Origin of the sequence: Corynebacterium sputi DSM 45148 (genome assembly GCF_000427865.1) — a bacterium.
Taxonomy (GTDB): Bacteria; Actinomycetota; Actinomycetes; order Mycobacteriales; family Mycobacteriaceae; genus Corynebacterium; species Corynebacterium sputi.
Genome location: NZ_ATYV01000017.1, coordinates 1 through 19,259 on the forward strand (window position 1 = coordinate 1; position 19,259 = coordinate 19,259).

Genomic DNA, 19,259 nt, shown 5'->3' on the forward strand with positions numbered 1-19,259 from the left:
TCGACTCGTAGTCTGCGGTTTTCTGCTTCCAGGTCGAGGGATTCAGCGGGGCTGTCGGCGCCGGATTGTTTGTGGTTGCGGACCCAGACGCGCAGGGATTCTTTGCTGAGGCCGAGCTCATTGGCGATGCGGGTGACCGCGCCGTGGGCGGTTGCCGGATCGGCTTGGGCGCGGAGCACGAGTTCTACAGCACGCTGCTTGAGCTCCGGGGTGTACTTGACGGGCATGTGAAGGTTTCCTTTTCCAATTTCTTACCCTCCATTAAACCCGGGGCGAACCAGTGGACGTCGGGAAGCGTCCGGGGCACCACCCTGTTCCGCAGGAACAGATCAATGCACTGATTGTGGAACGGGCGCTGCGAGGACTGAACGTCGTAAGGCTTAAAGGTGGAGATCCCTTTGTCTTTGGCCGCGGTGGCGAAGAGGCGCTGGCATGTCGGGCTTTAGGGATTGATGTTGAGGTGGTCCCTGGCATTAGCAGTGCGATCGCGGCGCCGGCGGCAGCGGGTGTGCCCGTGACACACAGAGGTATCGCTGATGCCGTGCACATAGTCAACGGAACCCACGCCCCAGGCGAGGCAACACTGGCGGCACTGAGGGATCCGACGGTGACTGTCGTGCTTCTGATGGGAGTTGGCTTCTTTCCGACGTTCGCGGACACCGCACTGGCAGCTGGAGTTCCCGGCGAGATCCCCGTGGTCTTCGTAGAAAACGCTCACCACAGCAATCAGCGGACTACCTCAACGGTCCTGGCCGATGCAGCCCAGGCGCTTGTTGAACAAACGGTGAAGAGCCCGGCTGTCATTGTCATCGGTGACGTTGCGGCGCTAGTAGACTCTGGATTGAACAACCTGGTTAGCAGTGGAACCAAGGCTGGGGCCCATAACCACGAAACCGCAGAAACGGGACCGCGGTGAGGGCGAAGCGCACTAGGCTGCGCGAGCAACGAGGCTCGGGAGCTCGGCAGATCTCCGAGGCGCTCTCTGGGTGTGACATCCTGCTACCGGTCGACCGCCGCTCCAGTGAACTGGCAGGAGCCTTGCAACGACACGGGGCTCTGACCACCGTGGCACCGGCGCTGACAATCATCCCGCACTACGATGATCGCGAATTGTTAGAGACAACCCGAAGCATCATCGAAGATCCACCAGACATCGTCATTGCCACAACGGGCATCGGATTCCGTGGATGGATGGATGTCGCCGAAACTGACGGACTTGGCGAGGACCTTCTCGACGCCATCAGCATGGCCCAAATCGTCGTCCGCGGTCCGAAAGCACGAGGAGCAGTCCAACAGGCGGGCCTGGACGTGGACTGGGTCGCAGAATCGGAAACCTCCCGTGAACTGGTTGAATTCCTCATCACCGAAGGTGTCGCTGGATGCAACATAGTCATCCAGCACCACGGGGATGGCGACACCCGGATGGAAAAGATGCTCACCGACGCCGGAGCACAAATCCGCGGGCTGACTATCTATCGCAACGGCCCACCCGCAGATCCTGACCTGGTGGGACGTACCACCGGGATGGTCGCAGCTGGAGACTTCGATGCGGTGCTGTTCACCTCCGCGCCGGGCGCGAAGTCCTGGCTGCGTCACGCCGAAGAGCTCGGGACACTTCCACAGGTTGTGGAGGCCGCCGCTGATCGCACGGTATTTGCAGCCGTAGGCTCGGTAACCGCTGATCCCTTGAAGCTCTGCGGCATTGAACCAATTACACCGGAGCGCTTCAGGTTGGGCGCGCTGGTGCGAATCGTCGTCAGTCACTTGGCTGGCGAGGAGACCGGCACCGCGACCCAGTTCGGACTGATGCACGTCCGAACAGGTGGGGTCCTGTTGGACGGTGCTTTCTATGAACTTGGCCGGACAGCGACTGATCTACTCCGACTGCTCGCCGAGGATGCCGGTGTGGTGCTCTCCCGGGGTGATCTCGCTGAGCGTGGGGGCCTGACTGAGCGGGCGGTGGAAGTAACGATCGCGAGAATCCGGGAAGCTCTGGGCATTCCAGAGATCATCGAGACTGTGTACAAGCGTGGCTACCGGCTGGCGGCAGAAGAACGTCCGTTGACGGCAGTGGGATAAGTAGAGAGCTGCGGCCACTCCTTCAGATCGACGAGCATTTTCCGGTCGTGAGTTGCCACGATGACCGCGACACCGGTGTTCTTCAGGCCGTCCGTTAGATCGTCGACGAGGCTGGTGGACAGGTGATTTGAGGGCTCGTCGAGGATCAGCAAGTCAGGCGAGCCGGCGAGCAGCTCGGCGATCTGCAGTCGCCGCCTTTGGCCTTCGGACAGACGACTCACTGGAGTTCTCATTGCGGTGGAATCCAGCAGTCCCATCGATGATGCGGCTGGGCAGATGGTGCGGGGTGTGGCATCGGAGTTCTGTGGGTCGGTCCAGTTAGGGGCTTCCTGGGTGAGGTAGGCGATCTGGGCGTCGGGCTGGCGGGTGATGGAGCCGGAGGTTGGATCTAGCCGTCCGGTCAGCAGGTTCAGCAGCGTGGACTTGCCTGAGCCATTGGGGCCGACCAGGAGGAATTTGTCTCCCACAGAGATGGATAGGGAGATGGGTGGGGTATCGGGGTGGAAGTGGGCGTCGGAAAGCAGGTTGGAAGCGGTGACCACGGACTTTCCGGTGCGCGCTGGCAGCTCCGGGAAGCGGAAGTCAAGGGGAGGCGGCGGCACATCGACCGCGTGTTCTTCCAAGTCGCGGACTCGGCGGTTGAAAGCTTGCACGACACCGGCGGTGCGGTTCGCTCGCTCGTGTCGGCCGTGACCTTTCTCTGGACGCCAGCCGGTGCTGAGCCGGCTGCGGGCGTCGTCAACTGCTGACTCCAGGCGCTGCGACTCGGCTTGTTGGTCCGCGAAGCGTTGCTCCCAGTCGGCACGATCGCGACGTCGGCCCTCGCGCCACCCGTCGTAGCCACCGGAGTAGGACCTGGGTCGCAGGTCGATTGAGGGGTCGAGGTCGAGGAAGGTGAGGGGGACGTCGTAAAGCAATTGGCGGTCGTGGCTGACCACAGCGACGGCTCCTGGGTGCTCGCGCAGGCGCGCGGTGAGGAAATCGATTCCGTCGGCATCAAGGTGATTGGTCGGCTCATCGAGCAACAGGATGTCTGGGCGGGCGCCGAGCACACACGCCAGGCGCACGCGGTAGCGCTGCCCGACGGACAGGGTCGTCAACACACGCGCACGCTCCGTGCAGGCATTGAGTCTGGCCAGCGCAATATCGACGCGTCGCTCGGCATCCCAAGCGTCGAGGCGAGTGGCGTGGTCGAGGGCGTGAGAATAGGCGTCGTCGGAACCAGGAGTGCCCTCGGTGAGAGCAACAGTGGCGTGGTCGAGAGCGATGAGAGCGTCGAGAGACTCGCGGATGTGACTACTGATCAGATCGCCCACGGTGCGGGCGGTGCCATCGAAAGAGTGGGAGCCCAGCTCCTGCTCGGCGACGGCGATTGAACCTGCTCGGGAGACGGTTCCGCTGTCTGGAATCAGTTCGCCAGCAAGGACTTTGAGAAGTGTGGATTTGCCGCGGCCGTTCTCGCCGACGATGGCGAGTCTGGTCCGATTCGCCGCAGAAACGGTGACACTACTGTCCGTGAGCACCTGTCGATCGCCGAGCATTACGTTGATGTTGTCGGCCCGGATGTGGGCGGCGCTGGAAGTGGGTTCAGTGGGCTTGGGGTGGGTGTTTCGCATGGTGTCCTCGTGGGATGAGGACGGCAGGGGGCGACTGCGCGCTATCGCATGGGCCGAAGATCATTCGGGCATGCGGAAACTGCCGTCCGGAATGGATGTTTTTCCGGGACGGCTGGCGAACTACAAAAATGTACGAGTTAGAAGATCAACGTATGGTCCGCCGCCGTCAGCGGAGGGACCAGATACGGATCGCGGGGTTCGTTACCCAGATGTTGCACTGCATGTCAGTGACCATAGGCAGGGACGAGGGAGCAGCGCAAGGTCCTGATCATCCTCGTGGCCTCCTACGATGGCAGCCATGACCAGTTCGAATTCCACCGCCCGCACCAATCAGCCACGCATTGTTGCGGATGTCGACACCGGTATCGACGACATGCTCGCCCTCATCTACCTGGCTAAACGTCACCTCGCGGGGGAAATTGAACTCGTCGCGGTCACGTGCACCGCGGGCAACACCACGGTGTGCCAGGCGGCTCGGAACTCACAGTGGATCCTCGATCTGTGCGGCGCGAGCGACATCCCCGTCGCCGCCGGTTATGGAGCGCCGCTGTCCGTGCCGTTGACCACCACCCCGGAGACTCATGGCGAGTTCGGCCTCGGCTTCGCCCGCCCGCCGTCAGCCAGCCTGGGCTCCTGCGACGCCGTCGGCGCCGCGCCAGGGTTGTGGAAAAACTCGCTTCCCGACGCCTCCCTCCCCACACCTCACCTCCTCATCACCGGACCCTTGACCACAGCTGCCCGGCACCTGGACCTTGCCAGCGAATTCAGCGGAGTGACAGTGATGGGAGGTGCGGTGAATCACCCAGGGAATACGACTCCCACCGCCGAATGGAATTTTTGGGTCGACCCGGATGCTGTGAAAACCGTGGTGGATTCAGACCTGGAATTCACGCTGTGCTCGCTGAAAGTGACCGAGCAGGTCACGGTTGATCCCACAGATGTGGAGGCCTGGGCCATTCCTGGTGAACTTGGCGAGGTGGTGGAGCAAGCCCTGCGCTTCTACTTCGGGTTCCACCGCTCGCAGGGCGAAGGTTATTTAGCGCAGGTCCATGACCTGTATGCGGCGATGGTGGCGTCGGGTGGGGTTGGGGACGTCGGGAAGCGATCTCGTCTGGTTCGTTTGGAAAGCGTTGAGGGCGCGCGCGGAACAGTGCAGGTGGCGGAGGTCGTTGAAGGCGAGGTTTCACGGGGAACAAACGTGAGACTCATCGAGGACGTGGATCCGGCAGAAGTCCACGAAGAGCTGAGGCGGGTCCTAGCGTTGTAGCTCGGTGTGGAATGCCGTGACCAGCGGGAATCCGGACGATCCTCGTTTTCCGGTAACCTCCGGCGATCTAACTGTTATTCAAAGTTTCAGGACAACTTCAGGAGGATATGGACCGGTGAAGGATCAGATCAAGATATCGATGGCATTCCTGGGACTACTGGTCGGTGCGGGCTTTGCCACCGGCCTCGAGGTGATCCAGTACTTCGTGTCCTTCGGTTTCTATGGTCTGTGGGGCGCGCTGCTATCCGGCGTGGTGATGGCGGTGGCCGGCGCGGTGATCCTGCACTTGGGCAGTTACTTCCTCGCGGATGAACACAACAGCTTCTGTCGGCGGATCTCGCACCCGGCACTGTCCAGGACGCTTAGAGTCCGGACATCGCGACATCATCAGAGACCTCACCGAACAGCGAGAAAACGGCGATGACTTCAGCAGTGACGACGAAGACAAGCTCAGCCATGAACTCAACGAATCCGACGCAGATTCCGACGAGCTAGGGGTGCAAGTCTCCGGTGAAATCAACGGGAATTCATGAGTCCCGTTCCACGGGGAGCCAGAGCTCGGAGTGGGTGTGGTGGCCGTTGGCGTCGAGAAGCGTAGTGACAATCTCTGGGCCCGGCACCGTGCTGTACGGGTTCGCAGGGAACCACTTTCCGTAAGCGTCAACCCATAGCTGCTCGATCTGCTCGGTCTCCGGACCGTCGGAGGTGAGCACGAGCCAGGTGTGGGCGGGGACGTTAAGGACGTCGAAAGGCTCATTTCCAGCCTGCGGGTTCGCAGGCGCTGCGTCGGTCGCGGCGCCAATCCAGTACTCGAGAGTACTGCCCTCGGCGCGGTCCTCCGCGATGTCCGTAGAGACGCTGAGAACTCCGGCCGGTTCGATCGTGGAGAAACCCGCGATCGCGCGCGTGGTGTTTAAGCCGACCTCGCGGTGGAACTGGATCATCTCCTGATTTGGCCCCTCGCACACCAGATGGATGCGCCGGCTACGTCCGACCACGGTGAATGGATCTTTGGTTTCTAGGCGGTAGTTCACTTGTTCTGCTCCGTCGATGGTGAGTGTGATGATCAGGCGAGGTTGCGCCCACAGCGTGGCCCCGGTCTCCCGGGCCTGGGTCGGGCCGATTCCGTGAATGACACGAAAAGCCCGGCTGAACGCATCGGCGGAGGAGTACCCGTACTTCACGGCGATGTCCTGAATCGCGTCGTCACCGTCGACAATCTCAGCGGCGGCGACCGTCAGCCGACGACGCCGGATGTACCCAGACAACGGCATCCCAGCAAGAGACGAGAACATGCGGCGGAAGTGATGCTCCGTCGTGAAAGCGGTGCGGGCAAGATCGTTAATGTCCAAGTCGCCATCGGCAACCGTGAGGTGTTCTTCGATGAGCCCCATGGCGGTGTTCCAGCTGTCCATTGACACTCCCTCGTCGCAAGCGGCGTGCTTGACGCGGTACCTGATCATCATCGGGGCGTTTGTCCCCGATGCACCAAAACTACGATCAAGCCTAGGGGTGATGTCCGACTATTCGTGCGCCGTTCTGTCGGGTGCTCCTAACGGCTGCTGGGCCTCCTCTGGCCAGGCATTTCCCCTGGTAAAGTCGCTTTTATCGGAACCGTTCCACCAGCCAGGTTGAGGACGCGACTTACAGTTCCTCGCGGGTCTCGATCACCGTGAGTGTGCCGTCGCCTCGCGCTTCCGCCTCGGGAATGACATCGTCCGGGTCGATCAGATAGACGTCCTTGCCGTCCGCGCAGAGTCGTTCGAGGATTTCCAGAATCAGGGTCTGCGCCGCGATGTCGATCGCATGCACCGCCGTCAGGTCGAGCGCAATGCCCTTCTCCGTGAATTCACCGTCGTTGACTCCTTCGTAGACCTGCCGCACCAGCCGCTCAGCGCCAGAGAATCGGATGCTGCCCTGGACCTCGACGACACGAACTTCACCGCTCGACCCTGATGCGCCTCCGCTCGCGTCGATCACGGTGATGTCGCGAATCACCGAGCGGTCCATCGCCGGGACGTGCATCAGGTGAAGTCCCAGATCCGCGGACATCCGCTCGAATAGTGCGACGCCGCGCACGCTGTTGCCGTGTTCGTCGAGACGCGGTGAGAACGTCGCGATGCCCAGCTGTCCCGGTAGCGCGCCGATCACACCGCCGGCGACCCCGCTTTTCGCAGGGATACCAACCTGAGTCACCCAGTCACCCGCCGCGTCATACATGCCGCAGGTGGTCATCACGCTCAAAACCTGCTTTACGACGTCCCCTCCAATTACCCTCTCTCCCGTCACCGGATTCACCCCGTCATTGGCAAGCGTCGCTGCCATGACACCCAGATCGCGAGTGGTCACGAGCAGAGAGCTTTGTCTGGTGTAGCCCTCGACAACGTCGGTGGCTTCTTCCTCGAGAGCTTCATATCCGCTGAGCATGTGGGCGATCGCGAGGTTGCGGTGCGCGTGGTCAAGTTCAGAGCCACAGACTCGTTCGTCGATTGATAGTTCTCGCCCGGCGAACGCGGATAAGCCCTTGATGACCCGGTCGAGTTTCTCTTCGGGGGAGGCCTCTGGTCCCACCAGCATCGAGTGCACGGTGATGGCGCCGGCGTTGATCATCGGGTTGTAGGGGCGGCCCTCGCAGTCCATGGAAAGTTCGTTGAAGGCTTCGCCGGAGGGCTCCACGCCCACCTTGGAGTGGACTTCGTCCCAGCCGCGGTCCTGGACTGCCAGCGCGTAGGCGAAGGGTTTGGCGATGGACTGGATCGAGAATTCTTCGTCCGAGTCGCCACAGGCGTAGATCTCGCCATCGGTCGTCACGATTACTGCGGCCAGCCGGTCTGGTTCTGCATCAGCTAGTTCCGGGATATGGTCGGCCCGTTCACCACCGTCGCCGTCAGCGCGAATGTCGACGAGGACTTTGTCCAGGTAATCGGGTATCGGTGACTTCATGTGACATTGGTACCAGAGTTCGGGGAATACACCGCCACCACATGTTGTTGACATGTCATGTAAATGGAAGAGTAGTTTCAGCGGTACCAACCACGGCGGTACCAACCAGGAAAGAGAGCGCAATGGACTTCGGAATCTTCACCATCGGCGATGTCACCCCGGACCCCACTACAGGCCGCGCACCCAGTGAGCATGAGCGCATCGCCGCGACCGTCGAGTACGCAAAGAAGGCGGAAGAGGTTGGCCTCGACGTCTTCGCCACCGGCGAGCACCACAACCCGCCGTTCGTCGCTCCGGCCAACCCGCCGATCCTGATGGCGCACCTGGCCGCCCAGACCGAGAAGCTCCGCTTCTCCACGGCCACAACCCTCATCACCACCAACGACCCTGTCCGCCTCGCCGAGGACTACGCCTACGCGCAGCACCTATCTGGCGGCCGCATCGACCTGATGCTTGGCCGCGGCAACACCGGGCCGGTGTACCCGTGGTTTGGCCAGGACATCCGACAGGGGATCCCGCTCGCAGTGGAGAACTACCATCTGCTGCGGACTCTCTGGCGGCAGGAGAACGTTTCCTGGAAGGGGCAGTTCCGCACGCCGCTGCAGGGATTCACCTCGACGCCGCGTCCGCTCGATGACACCCCGCCATTCGTCTGGCACGGCTCCATTCGGTCTCCGCAGATTGCTGAGCAGGCTGCCTATTACGGAGACGGCTTCTTCCACAACAACATCTTCTGGAACATCGAGCACACTCAGAAGATGGTCAATAGCTACCGCCGTCGCTTCGAAGCGCACGGCCACGGTGCCGCCGACCAAGCGATCGTCGGGCTGGGCGGTCAGGTCTTCATCGGCGACACCGAGCAGAAGGCTAAGGAGTACTTCCGCCCCTACTTCGACAACGCCCCCGTCTACGGCCACGGACCGAGCATGGAGGAGTTCTCCCAGATGACTCCGCTGACTGTCGGCACCGTCGACCAGGTCATCGACCGATACCTCGGATACGCCGATGCCGTCGGCGACTACCAGCGCCAGCTCTTCCTCGTCGACCACGCGGGCCTGCCCAAGGAGGTTGTCTTGGAACAGATCGAGATCCTCGGTACCGAGGTCGTCCCGGTCCTGCGCAAGGAATTTGAGGCCCGTCGCCCCGCGCACGTCCCCAGCGGCCCGCCGACGCACACCTCCCTCGTCGCCGACGGCCCGCACACCCCGTACCACCTCATCGAACCGGCAAAGAAGGAGAACTAACTATGAAGAACCTCGTCATCGTTAACGCTGGCCTGAGCACCCCATCGACCACCTTCGATGTCGCCTCTGGCGTCGCCGCTGCCGTCGAGCGTCAGATGAACGTCCAGGTCGAGGTCATCGACCTGCGCTCCCTCGCAGGGGATCTGGCCACCTTCATGACCACGATGATTCCCTCTCAGGCGCTCTCCCAGGCCCACAGCCTCCTTGAATCCGCCGACGCCATCATCGCCGCGACCCCCACATTCCAAGGCAGCTACTCCGGACTGTTCAAGATGTTCTTCGACACCGTGGACAAGACCGCCATCGCGGGAATCCCGGTCACCCTTGTCGCTACCGCAGGAACCGCACGCCATTCGCTGGTCTTGGATTTCGCTATGCGACCGCTGTTTGCATACCTGCAGGCCACAGTCCTCCCGACCGGTGTTTTCGCCGCCACCGACGATTTCGGTGGCGCGGACAGCCTCACCACACGCTATGAGCGCGCTGCCACTGAGATCGTCGCTGCCCTTGCTGGTGCCACTGGCTCGTCGGCAAGCAGTGCCACCTCGGCCTCGCCGTCGCTGTCCCCGGGGCCGAGCCCGGACACTGACTCAGCAGGTGCCTTCGGAGCTGCCTTCGACGACGCCTTCGAACTCGACGGCGACACATTCCACTCGCTCCTGAACAACCACACCGGCGCCACCTCCTGACCTGACCCGGCCCCGCTACTTCCTGTCCCGCCCCTGACTCCCCGACATCTCGACGATCCGATACCTCAGTTCGTAGCTGGGTAGGAGCATTTCCCCAGGTAGCGCCTACCCATCAGCTACGGGACGAGGTACCGCCTCCTACGGAACAGGGGTCAGCGCCCTACGGACTCCATCAGGGCGACCAGTACCTCTGGATCGTTGTTCTCGACGAGCATCCCGACATATCCAACTGGGTGTGCTCCCGATTTTTCGAACCTGACCGAGAACCTCAGAGTTCGAGTCATCGGGGCATCGCCCTCAGTAATGAGGACCCTCCACCGGCCGTTGTGTTCCCGGATCATCCCCTCGCCTAGGAACGCGCCTAACTCTTCGATCGTGAACTCGACGTCGTCATCGAGGTAGCGGGCCCCGACCGACCGTAGAGATTTCGCACTCCAAGGCGAGTCAGAGTCGATCCCGTAGTGCTCGGCACGGGAGATCATCCAGTCAACGGTCGTCCGAGCTTCTGATGCGAAGTCTTCGAGGATTTCGCTGATGTCAGGCAGATCAAACATGACTCCCTGGCTACCAGAGGTGACTGATCCCGATCGCTCGGATTCGCATTTCCCCAGGTCGCGGAATATCGAAGTGATCGGAATCAGTCATCACTGGGGCGATGAGTGTCCAGCGGAGGTTCCGAGCAGGCAACCGCGAAGCATCGGCCGCTGCGGGCCCGATGAAATGGTCAGAAGAACCCGACCAGCGCATCGCCCCATTGATCCCAACTGAGTTTGGCGGCCATCACCACAACCACGGCCAGCAGCACGATCCGGACGAATCCCGCGCCTCTGCCGATCACCATCCGTGCTCCGATCTGAGCGCCGGCGATGTTCGCCATCGCCAGCGCTAGGCCGAGCAACCACAGCACGTGACCGCCGAGTGCGAAGACAATGAGCGCACCGAGGTTCGTGGCAGTGTTTGCGACCTTCGCCAACGTCGAGGCCATGAGGAACGTCCTCCCCAGAATCGCGGTTAGGGCGAGGATGAGGAAGGTGCCGGTGCCAGGGCCGAAGAAGCCGTCGTAGGTTCCGATCGCGGTAGTGGCCAACGCGGCAAGCGCGACCATTCGCCAGGTCAGAGGCAAGGAATCGTCGCCGGTAGTGCCGAAGCTCGGGGTGAAGGCCACGAAGATTCCGACTGCCACTAACAACACAATGACGGCGGGGCGGAGCATGTCGCTGGACATCAATGTCGCCAGCAGCGCGCCGAAGGCAGAGCCGATACCGGCGACGGCGGCCAATAGAACGACCAGTCGCGGCTCCGGTCGAACCTTCCGGACAAGTGTTATTGCCGCGCTTCCGGTGCCCCATACCGCAGCCAATTTGTTCGTCGCCAGGGCATTAACCGGTTGGAATCCCGGGGCTACTGCCGGCCCAAACATCATCAGCAGGGGGACCAGAATGAGTCCGCCACCTCCGACGATTGCGTCGACCCAGCCGGCGAAGGCTGCTCCAAATAAGAGGATTGTCCAGTCCACCTCGACCATGATCCTCCCGGAAACCTGTTGGCGCCAGCCATGTTGACTAGTGTTTCTAAGGAAAGGGCGTGGATTGAAGGCGCCGTCGTTAAGCAAAGTCTCTGAGGGAGCTCAGGAATGTTCATTCCGACAACCACGGGCACGCCGTACACCGAATCAGCGCTGCGGGTGCTGCTACTGGGGTCCGGTGAGCTCGGCAAGGAAGTCGCGATCGCGTTCCAGCGCCTCGGGGTTGAGGTGCATGCGGCGGATCGGTACTCGCACGCTCCGGCGCAGCAGGTCGCGCACCAGTGGTACCAGGTCGATATGACCGATCCGGAGGCGTTGACCGCGCTGGTGGAGGAGGTGCAGCCGCACTTCATCGTCCCGGAGATTGAGGCTCTGGCGACGGACGCCCTCGTCGACGTTGAGGCCGCCGGCACTGCCACGGTTGTTCCGACCGCTCGCGCTGCTCAGCTGACGATGAACCGTGAGGGCATCCGGCGTCTTGCCGCCGAAGAGCTCGGCCTCCCGACGTCCCGGTTCGGCTTCGCCTCCACTTACGAGGAATTCCGTACGGCAATTGACCTCATTGGACTGCCGTGTGTGGTCAAGCCGGTGATGAGCTCCTCTGGCAAGGGCCAATCCACGATCAAGACCGAGGACGAGATCGACGCCGCATGGGATTACGCGATGAGCGGTGGGCGAGTGGCCTCCGGTCGGGTGATCGTCGAGGGCTTTGTCGACTTCGAGTACGAGATCACCTTGCTGACGGTTCGATCCATCGACCCGTCCACCGGTGAGAGTGCCACCTGGTTCTGCGAGCCGATCGGGCACCGCCAGGAGAACGGCGACTACGTGGAGTCCTGGCAGCCGATGCCAATGTCCAGCATTGCGCTGGATAATGCCCGCTCCGTCGCAGCGCGTGTCACCGGTGCACTGGGTGGGCGCGGACTGTTCGGTGTGGAGCTCTTCGTCCGTGGTGATGACGTGTGGTTCTCCGAGGTCAGCCCCCGTCCGCACGACACCGGTCTGGTCACTATGGGAACTCAAAGGTTCTCTGAGTTCGAGCTGCATGCCCGTGCGATCCTTGGACTTCCGGTTGATGTCACGCTGACCTCCCCGGGTGCCTCCGCTGTGGTTTACGGCGGTCGCGACATCGACGCCCCGGCGTACGCAGGCCTGGCCGCAGCGATGGAGGTTCCGGAAGCGGATATCCGGTTGTTCGGAAAGCCCTTTGGGTCTGAGCGTCGTCGATTGGGAGTTGCAGTGGTGACGGCCGAAGACGTTGAGTCGGCGAGAGTCCGCGCTGATCAGGCGGCATCTTCCATCGAGGTGCTGACCCACGACGAGGCACGTGATCGTGCCTACGCAGCAGAGGCCACCGAGGACCAGTCTGCGGAGTCCTAAGACTCCGCCGCCGGCGTCCCCCTACGTCGACACTAAGGCGTCGGCAGTGCTCTGAACAGTTACTAGGGCCGTTGTCGCCATGCTGACCAGCGTGAATGCGTTGTCGCCGCCGGCGCTGCGGTTTGCGCTGAGTTCGCCGCAGGACAGGCATTCGTGGATGATCAGCCATTTGCCATCGGCCCGTGAGCTAAGCGCGATCGGAGCCATTCGGCCTCGGCAGTCTGATGCGCGGTCGCCGGGTACACGTGCATCCACGTGGAGGCTGGTCAGGCAGGTCGGGCAATGGTTGCGGTGGGTCGTGCCTGGAGCCTGCCAGGGGATCTCCAACTTGCACCCGACGCACCGGAAGTTCGCTCCGCTTCCTGCTATTTGGTGCCGCAGAGGCGTTGTTGTCCGTCGCCGGCTCCCTTTGCTGTGATCCGGATGGTTTTTGCGTGGCATCGATTTTCTCCTTTCTTTAGGGTCGGTCGAGCATGTCGAGGGGGAATGGCGGATTCGACATCGGGCCGATCGCCGTGCGGATGAGGATGTACCGGTTGTCGTCCTCTCGCACTGGATGGGCCCTGAGCTCATCGCAGGCGGTGCATCGGTGGATGAGGTTCCACCCTCCGCTTCTCGACGGAGCGATAGCTATGACGATCGTCTTGCCGAGACAGGCACTGTCATCCGGGGCGTGCGGGTCGACGGCGTGGACGCCGTCGAGGCACGAGGGGCAGTGGGTGCGCGCGTGCGCGCTGTGCTCCATAGATTCTGGCGTGAAGCCGCACCATGGGCAGATGAATGAATGGTCGTGTGGTGTGTAGTGAGACACCTGTGCTCCCGAAAAAGAACATTGAATTAATGGCAACGAGAGCAGGCCGAGTGGGTTCGCCTGATGTCTCCACCCGCGCGTGGATGGGGGTCCGCGTTAGACAGCGGTTGTGTGGAGCGCACTCGGCGCTAGCCGGGACATCAAACACCTTTTCGTGAGATCACCATGGGGAAACCACATGGTCGACAAGATTTTATGCACATCACGGTAGCAGGTGCCCCCGATGAGGAAAAAAGCTTTCGACCGACGCGACGAGCCGTAGTGAACGGTGTATGCAGCGTACGCGGTACTTCTTGTGACCTGGGAGAATTTTGGATTACACCGGAGTTTGTCAGATATTTCACAGGCGCTAATCAGGTGTTGTGTATGTTACGTCACACCAGGTAGGTTTGAACCGGAAAGCGAACGATCGTGCGCATTGCGAACAATCGTTGTTGGTTGAGACCGAAGGACACGTCAATGAGTGGACAGATCCCAACGCAAGTGACAAGGGCGGGCGCCGGAAGGGTGAAAAGACGAGCTACAGCGGCGGTGGTATTGACCAGCGCACTAGTGCTTGCTGCTTGCTCCGACGAGGGCTCGCAAGGAGAAGAAGGCGCATCAACGGCAGGTGGGGGGCCGATTAACCTAGTCGTTCCCTTCGACCCGGGTGGATCGGCGGATGGCACAGCCCGTCAGCTGGCCGTGTACGCGGAGCAGGCCTGTGGCAGGGACATCATCGTTCGAAATGAGTCCGGTGGCTCCGGAACCGTGGGATTCCAGTCTGTGGCGTCATCGCCGGCAGACGGAAACACCATCGGGATCGCGACGATCGAGCTATCGATCCTCCCGCACCTCGGAGTGTCCCCGATTGGCCCGGATGACGTCCGCGGAATCATGCAGTACAGCGAGCAGCCCGTCGCCTACGCGGTGCTGCCGGATTCCTCCATTGAGGACATCGACGAGCTGTTGACGACGGACGAAGATGTTCCGTTCGCGACCTCTGGTACCGGTTCGATCTACCACATGGGATTCGCGGGCATGGCCCAGGAATCAGGTCAGGACGAGAACCTTCGCAACGTGCCGTACGGCGGTGCAGCCGGAGCGCTCCAGGCAGTGCTCGGTGGTGAGACTCGTGCAGTCTCCGTCGGTGCTGCCGAGATGGCCCCATTCGTGGAGAGCGATCAGCTTCGCGCCCTCGCCATCGCAGGTAACGAGCGGATTGAGGAATTCCTCCCGGGTGTGCCCACCTTGCAGGAAGCCGGTCTCGATTGGGAGAGCTACGAGATCCTAGGCCTGTTCGCGCCGGCCGGAACTCCGGATGCGGCGATCGAGGAGCTCAATGAGTGCTTCAACGAGGCACGTCAGTCAGAAGGGTTCTCCAACTACATGCAGAACCTGGGATTCACCGAAGAGTACAAGGACGCCGCCAGTTTCGATGAGTTCCTCTCTGAGGAATACGACCGATACCAGGCAGTGGTCGACGCAGCTGGTCTGGGAGGAAACTGATGACACAAGCATCTGACATGAAAAACGGCGGGGATGCGACAGGTACGGAAGTGCCTGATGCCGCTCTCGTCGACGGCACCGCAGTGGAGTCTGACACGCAAGGAACGAAGCTGGGTGACCGCATCATCGCCGCGGTGTCCGTCGTCCTCGCACTGATTCTCCTCTATCTTGCATTCGGCTTCCCGGATCCAGGCCAGCCCGAGGATCCGGGCACTGCAGCACTGCCGCAGCTGATCGGTTTCGGCCTGTTGGCCCTGGGCATCATGCTCTTCTTTAATGCGGAGAAAAATATCTTCCTCCCGGAGAAGGGTGCCAGGACACGCACCGCACTCATCGTCGTCGCCGGCATTGCTTACGCGCTGGTCTTGACGCCGCTGGGCTTCTTGCTGTCGACCTTGATTTTCATGGTCGCCGGTCTGCTGATCATGGGAGTCCGTAGCGCACTGCGACTTGTTCTTGTCCCGCTCGCGGTGTCAATCGGTGTCTACTACCTGTTCACCGGAGCGTTGGGCGTGTACCTGCCCTCCGGCATCATCGAGGGGATCATGCCATGAACAACTGGATAGAAGGTTTCAACGCCCTGGCGGACCCCCAGGCGATAATCATGCTGGTGCTCGGCGTGCTGGTCGGAATCGTGGTCGGTGCCCTTCCGGGTATTTCCGCGACCGTCGGTGTGGCACTGCTGCTGCCGTTCACCTTCGCGCTTGAGCCACTGACCGGCATGATCCTGTTGCTCGGTATCTACGGTGGTGCGGTGTACGCCGGTTCAATTCCCGCCATCTTGATCCGAACACCAGGTACACCAGCCTCCGCGGCCACAGTCGCGGACGGCTTTGCAATGACCCAGCAGGGCAAGGGCATTCAGGCCCTGAAGATCTCACTGCTGGCATCGTGTCTCGGTGGTTTTGTTGGCGTGCTGCTGCTGGCGTTCTTCGCGCCGGTCATTGCAGACTTCGCCCTCGGATTCGGTTCGTCCGCCAACTTCATGCTGGCACTGTTCGCACTGACCATCATCGCCTCGATCTCTGAGGGGCGAATGGTCAAGGGCCTGGTCGCCGGCCTGATCGGTCTGGCCATCGCGATGATCGGCCTGGACACCATCCAGGGCTTCCCGCGCCTGACCTTCGGCAACTCTGATCTGATCTCCGGTATCTCGTTCATCCCGCTGATGATCGGTCTGTTCGCCGTGTCTGAGGCATTCCTCCAGGTGGAGCGCATCACCAAGCTGAACCTGAAGATGAAGCCGGAGAAGTTCCGCGCTACCCCGTCCTGGTTCCGCAAGATTGCACCCTCCGGTTTCGGTGGTTCGATCGTCGGCTTCGTCATAGGCATTATCCCCGGTGTCGGTGGAGACATCAGTGCCTTCGTTGCCTACAACGAGTCCAAGCGACTGGCCAAGGATAAGTCCCAGTACGGCAAGGGTGAGCCCCGCGGTATCGCGGCGGCGGAGTCCGCCAAGAACGCTGGTACCGCCGGCGCCATGGTGCCGACCCTGACGCTGGGTATCCCCGGCGACGTCACCACTGCCGTTCTGATCGGTGCGCTCACCGTACACGGCCTGCAGCCGGGACCGACTCTGTTCACCGGCTCCCCGGACCTGATTTACGGTTTGTTCCTTGGCTTCGCACTTGTCTACTTGGTGCTGCTGGTCTTCGGTTGGGTCGGCACCCGCTTCTGGGTCCGTCTGATCGAGTCGGTGCCGCCGCGTCTGCTGTGGCCGTCGGTTATCGTGCTCGCAGTTGTCGGCTCCTACGCAATGCGCTCCAACATCTTCGATGTCCTGGTCATGTTCCTGGCCGCGATCCTCGGTTACATCATGGTCAAGGGCGGCTACCCGCTGGCTCCGCTGATCATCGGTGTCATCCTTGGACCCATCGCAGAGAGCGGCTTCCGCCGCGCAATGATCATCAACGACGGCAGCCTCGTCTGGATGCTCGAGCCGATCCCGCTGGTTCTGGGAATCCTCACCGTGCTGTCCATTGGCTTCGCCATCTGGCAGGCCATCCGCAAGCCGAAGGTTCTTCAGCAGGCTGAGCAGGCTCAGCTTCACGCCCACGAGATGCACGAGGTGCATGAGCACGAACTGCAGGAAGCCTCCGTTGCATCCGCGGCAGCAGGCTCCACCGGAGCCTCAGCAACCTCAACGACAGTGGCGGATTCGGAGGCGGCGGCAGACACCGCGGCAGGTAGACCGGCCACCCCGGAGTCGAACGGTGAGTCTCCACCGACGGTCGACGGGCTCTCGAACGACCACTCGGACACCGACCGTAGAGACAACCCGGGCACCTAATCCCGGTGCAGGGCTGGCGATGCCGGGCGACCGGTATTGTCAGTAAAATTAACTGAGAAGGCTGCACAACCAGCCGTAGTGAAAGGGAGACAATGGGAAAGATCATCCTGACCGGAGTCGATTCAAGCCAGACGGCGATCAGCGCAGCTCAGAAGGCAGCGGAACTCGCAGATGGCATTGGCGCCGAGCTGCACGTGGTCACCGCGTACAGCACGAGTACCTCGGATACCCTCCAGTCGTTGTCGATGAGGGATTCACATACCTCGACCTCCAATGCCTATGACAACCTCACCCAGAGCCAGGCAGCAGCGGCAAAGCAGATCGCCGAAGCGGTCGCTGCGGTGCTTCGCGAAGAGAACCCGGAACTGACCGTTCTAGCCACCGGTGCGGAGGGCTCGCCCGCGAACGCACTGCTCAAGCACGCCAGTGAGGTCAAGGCCGACACCATCGTGGTGGGTAACAAGAATGTGCAGGGATTCTCCCGAGTATTGGGAAGCGTCGCTCGCAAGCTCGTCGCTGAAGCACAGTGTGACGTGTACATCGTCAACACCGCACACCAGTGATCTGACTGACCTCTGTTGGTCCTGACAACGGGGCATCCCGGCTTCGCCGCCTGGGGTGCCCCGTTCGCTTGTCTAGGTCCCCGGATGATTCGGTATTCACTGTAGATTCGAATAAGCAGGAAATGAGCAAGGCATACAGCGAAAGGGACATAATGGGAAACGTCATTCTCACGGGAGTCGATGCAAGCCAGACGGCGCTCATCGCCGCGCGTAAGGCCGCGAAGATCGCTGCGGGTACGGGCGAAGAGCTGCACGTCATTACGGCGTATAGCACCGCCACCTCGGACAGCCTCCAGGCAATGATGGTCAGGGACCGTAGCGCCTCGGCTGCCGCTGCGTACGAGACGCTGATGTCGAGCCGTGCCCAGGCCGCTCAGCTGATCGCGGATGCGGTCACCGGAGTACTCACTGAGGAATACCCGGATCTGGCGGTTGTGTCCTCAGCAGTCGGTGGACCTCCGGCTGCGGCCCTCCTGCGGAAGGCCAATGAGCTCAACGCCGACACCATCGTGGTGGGTAACAAGAACATCAAGGGCATCGGTCGCGTCTTGGGCAGCATCGCCCGCAAGCTGGTGGCGGATGCTCCGTGTGACGTCCACATTGTGAATACCGCGCAGCAGCAGGCTTAGTCCTCGCTGGGGACGTCGTTGAGCAGTTCCTTCAGCGCGGCCTTCGGGTCGGCGAGGTACTCGCGCGTGTCCTGCACCAACGGGTGCGTGGACCACGGCACTGGCCGGACGCCCTCATCATCGATCAGGAGAATGCGGGCGCCGGGCAGGGCCAGGAGGATGGGCGAGTGCGTCGCAACGATGAACTGAGCTCCCTCATCCACCAGCCGCGCCATCTCCGCCAATAATTGCATCTGCCGGGTGGGGGACAGCCCTGATTCTGGCTCGTCCAGCACGTAGAGGCCTTCGCCGAAGCGCCTGCGAACTATCTCCATCGTGCTTTCACCATGAGACATCAGATGCAGGTCGAGGTAATTCACATCGCCGAGCTCCTCGTACTCCGTGGCCACCGTATGTTGTGTCTCGGACCGGAGGAAAAATGTATCCGGCGGATTCTTCGCGCGGGTTAGTTTCAGCCGGTTATGCAGGACGGATTCCGAAGCACGGTTGCTGAAACGGAAGTTCTTCGAGCCACCCTCGGCGTTCATTCCGGCGGCAATTGCTATCGCTTCCACCAGCGTGGATTTGCCCACGCCGTTCTCCCCGGTCACAAAGGTGACGGGAGAATCGAAGGGAAAAACGGGAAAGCGCCGAAGATGCTTTACGACGCCCAGCTCCCCTACATACTCATCCTCAACCGACCTATCCGGTTCGATGAGTGTGAAGGACGTGAGAAATGGCGCCGCGGACATGCAG

General features: G+C 61.7%; 20 protein-coding genes. 11 read left to right on the forward strand and 9 right to left on the reverse strand.

Annotated elements, in window-relative coordinates; translation table 11 throughout:
* A partial coding sequence (locus YWU_RS0109530; protein ID WP_034647558.1) for a transposase occupies positions 1–227 on the reverse strand: 227 nt, incomplete at its 3' end.
* A gap of 53 nt (positions 228–280) precedes the next feature.
* On the opposite strand from YWU_RS0109530, the gene cobA reads away from it, so the two are divergent.
* Entirely contained in the window at positions 281–916 is a 636-nt protein-coding gene (gene cobA / locus YWU_RS16200) for a uroporphyrinogen-III C-methyltransferase (RefSeq protein ID WP_051260237.1), read from the forward strand.
* Entirely contained in the window at positions 913–2,079 is a 1,167-nt protein-coding gene (locus YWU_RS0109540; protein WP_205618320.1) for a uroporphyrinogen-III synthase, read from the forward strand. Before cobA ends, YWU_RS0109540 begins: the two co-directional genes overlap by 4 nt.
* On the opposite strand, the gene YWU_RS16205 is transcribed toward YWU_RS0109540, so the two are convergent.
* Positions 2,034–3,695 carry an ABC-F family ATP-binding cassette domain-containing protein gene (locus YWU_RS16205; protein ID WP_034647644.1) on the reverse strand — a complete coding sequence of 554 codons (1,662 nt, stop codon included), beginning with the start codon at positions 3,693–3,695 and terminating at the stop codon, positions 2,034–2,036. The genes YWU_RS0109540 and YWU_RS16205 overlap by 46 nt on opposite strands.
* A 298-nt stretch (positions 3,696–3,993) precedes the next feature.
* Between YWU_RS16205 and YWU_RS0109550 the strand changes: the two genes are divergently transcribed.
* The gene (locus tag YWU_RS0109550; protein ID WP_027020291.1) at positions 3,994–4,962 is read left to right on the forward strand and encodes a nucleoside hydrolase; all 969 of its coding nucleotides are present in this window, start codon (positions 3,994–3,996) and stop codon (positions 4,960–4,962) included.
* A gap of 527 nt (positions 4,963–5,489) precedes the next feature.
* On the opposite strand, the gene YWU_RS0109560 is transcribed toward YWU_RS0109550, so the two are convergent.
* Both YWU_RS0109560 and YWU_RS0109565 read right to left on the reverse strand, forming a co-directional pair.
* Entirely contained in the window at positions 5,490–6,428 is a 939-nt protein-coding gene (locus tag YWU_RS0109560; RefSeq protein WP_205618321.1) for an AraC family transcriptional regulator, read from the reverse strand.
* 178 nt (positions 6,429–6,606) lie between these two features.
* Entirely contained in the window at positions 6,607–7,905 is a 1,299-nt protein-coding gene (locus YWU_RS0109565) for a glutaminase (protein WP_027020293.1), read from the reverse strand.
* A 122-nt stretch (positions 7,906–8,027) separates the two neighbouring features.
* Between YWU_RS0109565 and YWU_RS0109570 the strand changes: the two genes are divergently transcribed.
* The gene (locus tag YWU_RS0109570) at positions 8,028–9,149 is read left to right on the forward strand and encodes an LLM class flavin-dependent oxidoreductase (protein WP_027020294.1); all 1,122 of its coding nucleotides are present in this window, start codon (positions 8,028–8,030) and stop codon (positions 9,147–9,149) included.
* A gap of 2 nt (positions 9,150–9,151) precedes the next feature.
* On the forward strand, positions 9,152–9,838 hold the full coding sequence (locus YWU_RS0109575) for a CE1759 family FMN reductase (RefSeq protein ID WP_027020295.1): 687 nt from the start codon (positions 9,152–9,154) through the stop codon (positions 9,836–9,838).
* A gap of 152 nt (positions 9,839–9,990) precedes the next feature.
* Here YWU_RS0109575 and YWU_RS0109580 read toward each other — a convergent pair whose 3' ends face one another.
* Positions 9,991–10,392 (reverse strand): hypothetical protein, encoded by a 402-nt coding sequence (locus tag YWU_RS0109580; protein ID WP_027020296.1) that lies wholly within the window; start codon positions 10,390–10,392, stop codon positions 9,991–9,993.
* Positions 10,393–10,562: 170 nt separating this feature from the next.
* Positions 10,563–11,363 (reverse strand): TSUP family transporter, encoded by an 801-nt coding sequence (locus tag YWU_RS0109585; protein ID WP_027020297.1) that lies wholly within the window; start codon positions 11,361–11,363, stop codon positions 10,563–10,565.
* A gap of 108 nt (positions 11,364–11,471) precedes the next feature.
* On the opposite strand from YWU_RS0109585, the gene purT reads away from it, so the two are divergent.
* The gene (gene purT / locus YWU_RS16210) at positions 11,472–12,743 is read left to right on the forward strand and encodes a formate-dependent phosphoribosylglycinamide formyltransferase (protein ID WP_051260238.1); all 1,272 of its coding nucleotides are present in this window, start codon (positions 11,472–11,474) and stop codon (positions 12,741–12,743) included.
* Between the two features lie 21 nt (positions 12,744–12,764).
* On the opposite strand, the gene YWU_RS17925 is transcribed toward purT, so the two are convergent.
* Both YWU_RS17925 and YWU_RS17930 read right to left on the reverse strand, forming a co-directional pair.
* A complete protein-coding gene (locus YWU_RS17925; protein WP_338025284.1) occupies positions 12,765–13,316 on the reverse strand; it encodes an RNHCP domain-containing protein in 552 nt (183 codons plus the stop codon).
* The gene (locus tag YWU_RS17930) at positions 13,201–13,554 is read right to left on the reverse strand and encodes an RNHCP domain-containing protein (RefSeq protein WP_205618322.1); all 354 of its coding nucleotides are present in this window, start codon (positions 13,552–13,554) and stop codon (positions 13,201–13,203) included. Before YWU_RS17930 ends, YWU_RS17925 begins: the two co-directional genes overlap by 116 nt.
* Positions 13,555–14,085: 531 nt before the next feature.
* On the opposite strand from YWU_RS17930, the gene YWU_RS0109605 reads away from it, so the two are divergent.
* From YWU_RS0109605 to YWU_RS0109625, 5 genes are all read left to right on the forward strand, one after another.
* Positions 14,086–15,042 carry a tripartite tricarboxylate transporter substrate binding protein gene (locus YWU_RS0109605; RefSeq protein WP_027020299.1) on the forward strand — a complete coding sequence of 319 codons (957 nt, stop codon included), beginning with the start codon at positions 14,086–14,088 and terminating at the stop codon, positions 15,040–15,042.
* Positions 15,042–15,596 (forward strand): tripartite tricarboxylate transporter TctB family protein, encoded by a 555-nt coding sequence (locus YWU_RS17620; protein ID WP_051260239.1) that lies wholly within the window; start codon positions 15,042–15,044, stop codon positions 15,594–15,596. Before YWU_RS0109605 ends, YWU_RS17620 begins: the two co-directional genes overlap by 1 nt.
* Positions 15,593–17,332 (forward strand): tripartite tricarboxylate transporter permease, encoded by a 1,740-nt coding sequence (locus YWU_RS16220; RefSeq protein WP_084142050.1) that lies wholly within the window; start codon positions 15,593–15,595, stop codon positions 17,330–17,332. The genes YWU_RS17620 and YWU_RS16220 overlap by 4 nt, the downstream gene beginning before the upstream one ends.
* Positions 17,333–17,424: 92 nt before the next feature.
* Entirely contained in the window at positions 17,425–17,895 is a 471-nt protein-coding gene (locus YWU_RS0109620; protein WP_027020300.1) for a universal stress protein, read from the forward strand.
* A 152-nt stretch (positions 17,896–18,047) separates the two neighbouring features.
* On the forward strand, positions 18,048–18,524 hold the full coding sequence (locus YWU_RS0109625; RefSeq protein WP_027020301.1) for a universal stress protein: 477 nt from the start codon (positions 18,048–18,050) through the stop codon (positions 18,522–18,524).
* Here YWU_RS0109625 and YWU_RS0109630 read toward each other — a convergent pair.
* Positions 18,521–19,255, reverse strand: a complete 735-nt coding sequence (locus YWU_RS0109630) for an AAA family ATPase (RefSeq protein ID WP_027020302.1) — start codon at positions 19,253–19,255, stop codon at positions 18,521–18,523. The two genes, YWU_RS0109625 and YWU_RS0109630, sit on opposite strands and share 4 nt — an antisense overlap.
* Positions 19,256–19,259: the final 4 nt, after the last annotated feature.

What these genes read in the sequence shown, in the direction of transcription:
- YWU_RS16205 (WP_034647644.1), bottom strand. Translation starts at nt 3,695, where the DNA reads ATGCGAAACACCCACCCCAAGCCCACTGAACCCACTTCCAGCGCCGCC.
- YWU_RS0109550 (WP_027020291.1), top strand. Translation starts at nt 3,994, where the DNA reads ATGACCAGTTCGAATTCCACCGCCCGCACCAATCAGCCACGCATTGTT.
- YWU_RS0109560 (WP_205618321.1), bottom strand. Translation starts at nt 6,428, where the DNA reads ATGATGATCAGGTACCGCGTCAAGCACGCCGCTTGCGACGAGGGAGTG.
- YWU_RS0109565 (WP_027020293.1), bottom strand. Translation starts at nt 7,905, where the DNA reads ATGAAGTCACCGATACCCGATTACCTGGACAAAGTCCTCGTCGACATT.
- YWU_RS0109570 (WP_027020294.1), top strand. Translation starts at nt 8,028, where the DNA reads ATGGACTTCGGAATCTTCACCATCGGCGATGTCACCCCGGACCCCACT.
- YWU_RS0109575 (WP_027020295.1), top strand. Translation starts at nt 9,152, where the DNA reads ATGAAGAACCTCGTCATCGTTAACGCTGGCCTGAGCACCCCATCGACC.
- YWU_RS0109580 (WP_027020296.1), bottom strand. Translation starts at nt 10,392, where the DNA reads ATGTTTGATCTGCCTGACATCAGCGAAATCCTCGAAGACTTCGCATCA.
- YWU_RS0109585 (WP_027020297.1), bottom strand. Translation starts at nt 11,363, where the DNA reads ATGGTCGAGGTGGACTGGACAATCCTCTTATTTGGAGCAGCCTTCGCC.
- purT (WP_051260238.1), top strand. Translation starts at nt 11,472, where the DNA reads ATGTTCATTCCGACAACCACGGGCACGCCGTACACCGAATCAGCGCTG.
- YWU_RS17925 (WP_338025284.1), bottom strand. Translation starts at nt 13,316, where the DNA reads ATGAGCTCAGGGCCCATCCAGTGCGAGAGGACGACAACCGGTACATCC.
- YWU_RS17620 (WP_051260239.1), top strand. Translation starts at nt 15,042, where the DNA reads ATGACACAAGCATCTGACATGAAAAACGGCGGGGATGCGACAGGTACG.
- YWU_RS16220 (WP_084142050.1), top strand. Translation starts at nt 15,593, where the DNA reads ATGAACAACTGGATAGAAGGTTTCAACGCCCTGGCGGACCCCCAGGCG.
- YWU_RS0109620 (WP_027020300.1), top strand. Translation starts at nt 17,425, where the DNA reads ATGGGAAAGATCATCCTGACCGGAGTCGATTCAAGCCAGACGGCGATC.
- YWU_RS0109625 (WP_027020301.1), top strand. Translation starts at nt 18,048, where the DNA reads ATGGGAAACGTCATTCTCACGGGAGTCGATGCAAGCCAGACGGCGCTC.
- YWU_RS0109630 (WP_027020302.1), bottom strand. Translation starts at nt 19,255, where the DNA reads ATGTCCGCGGCGCCATTTCTCACGTCCTTCACACTCATCGAACCGGAT.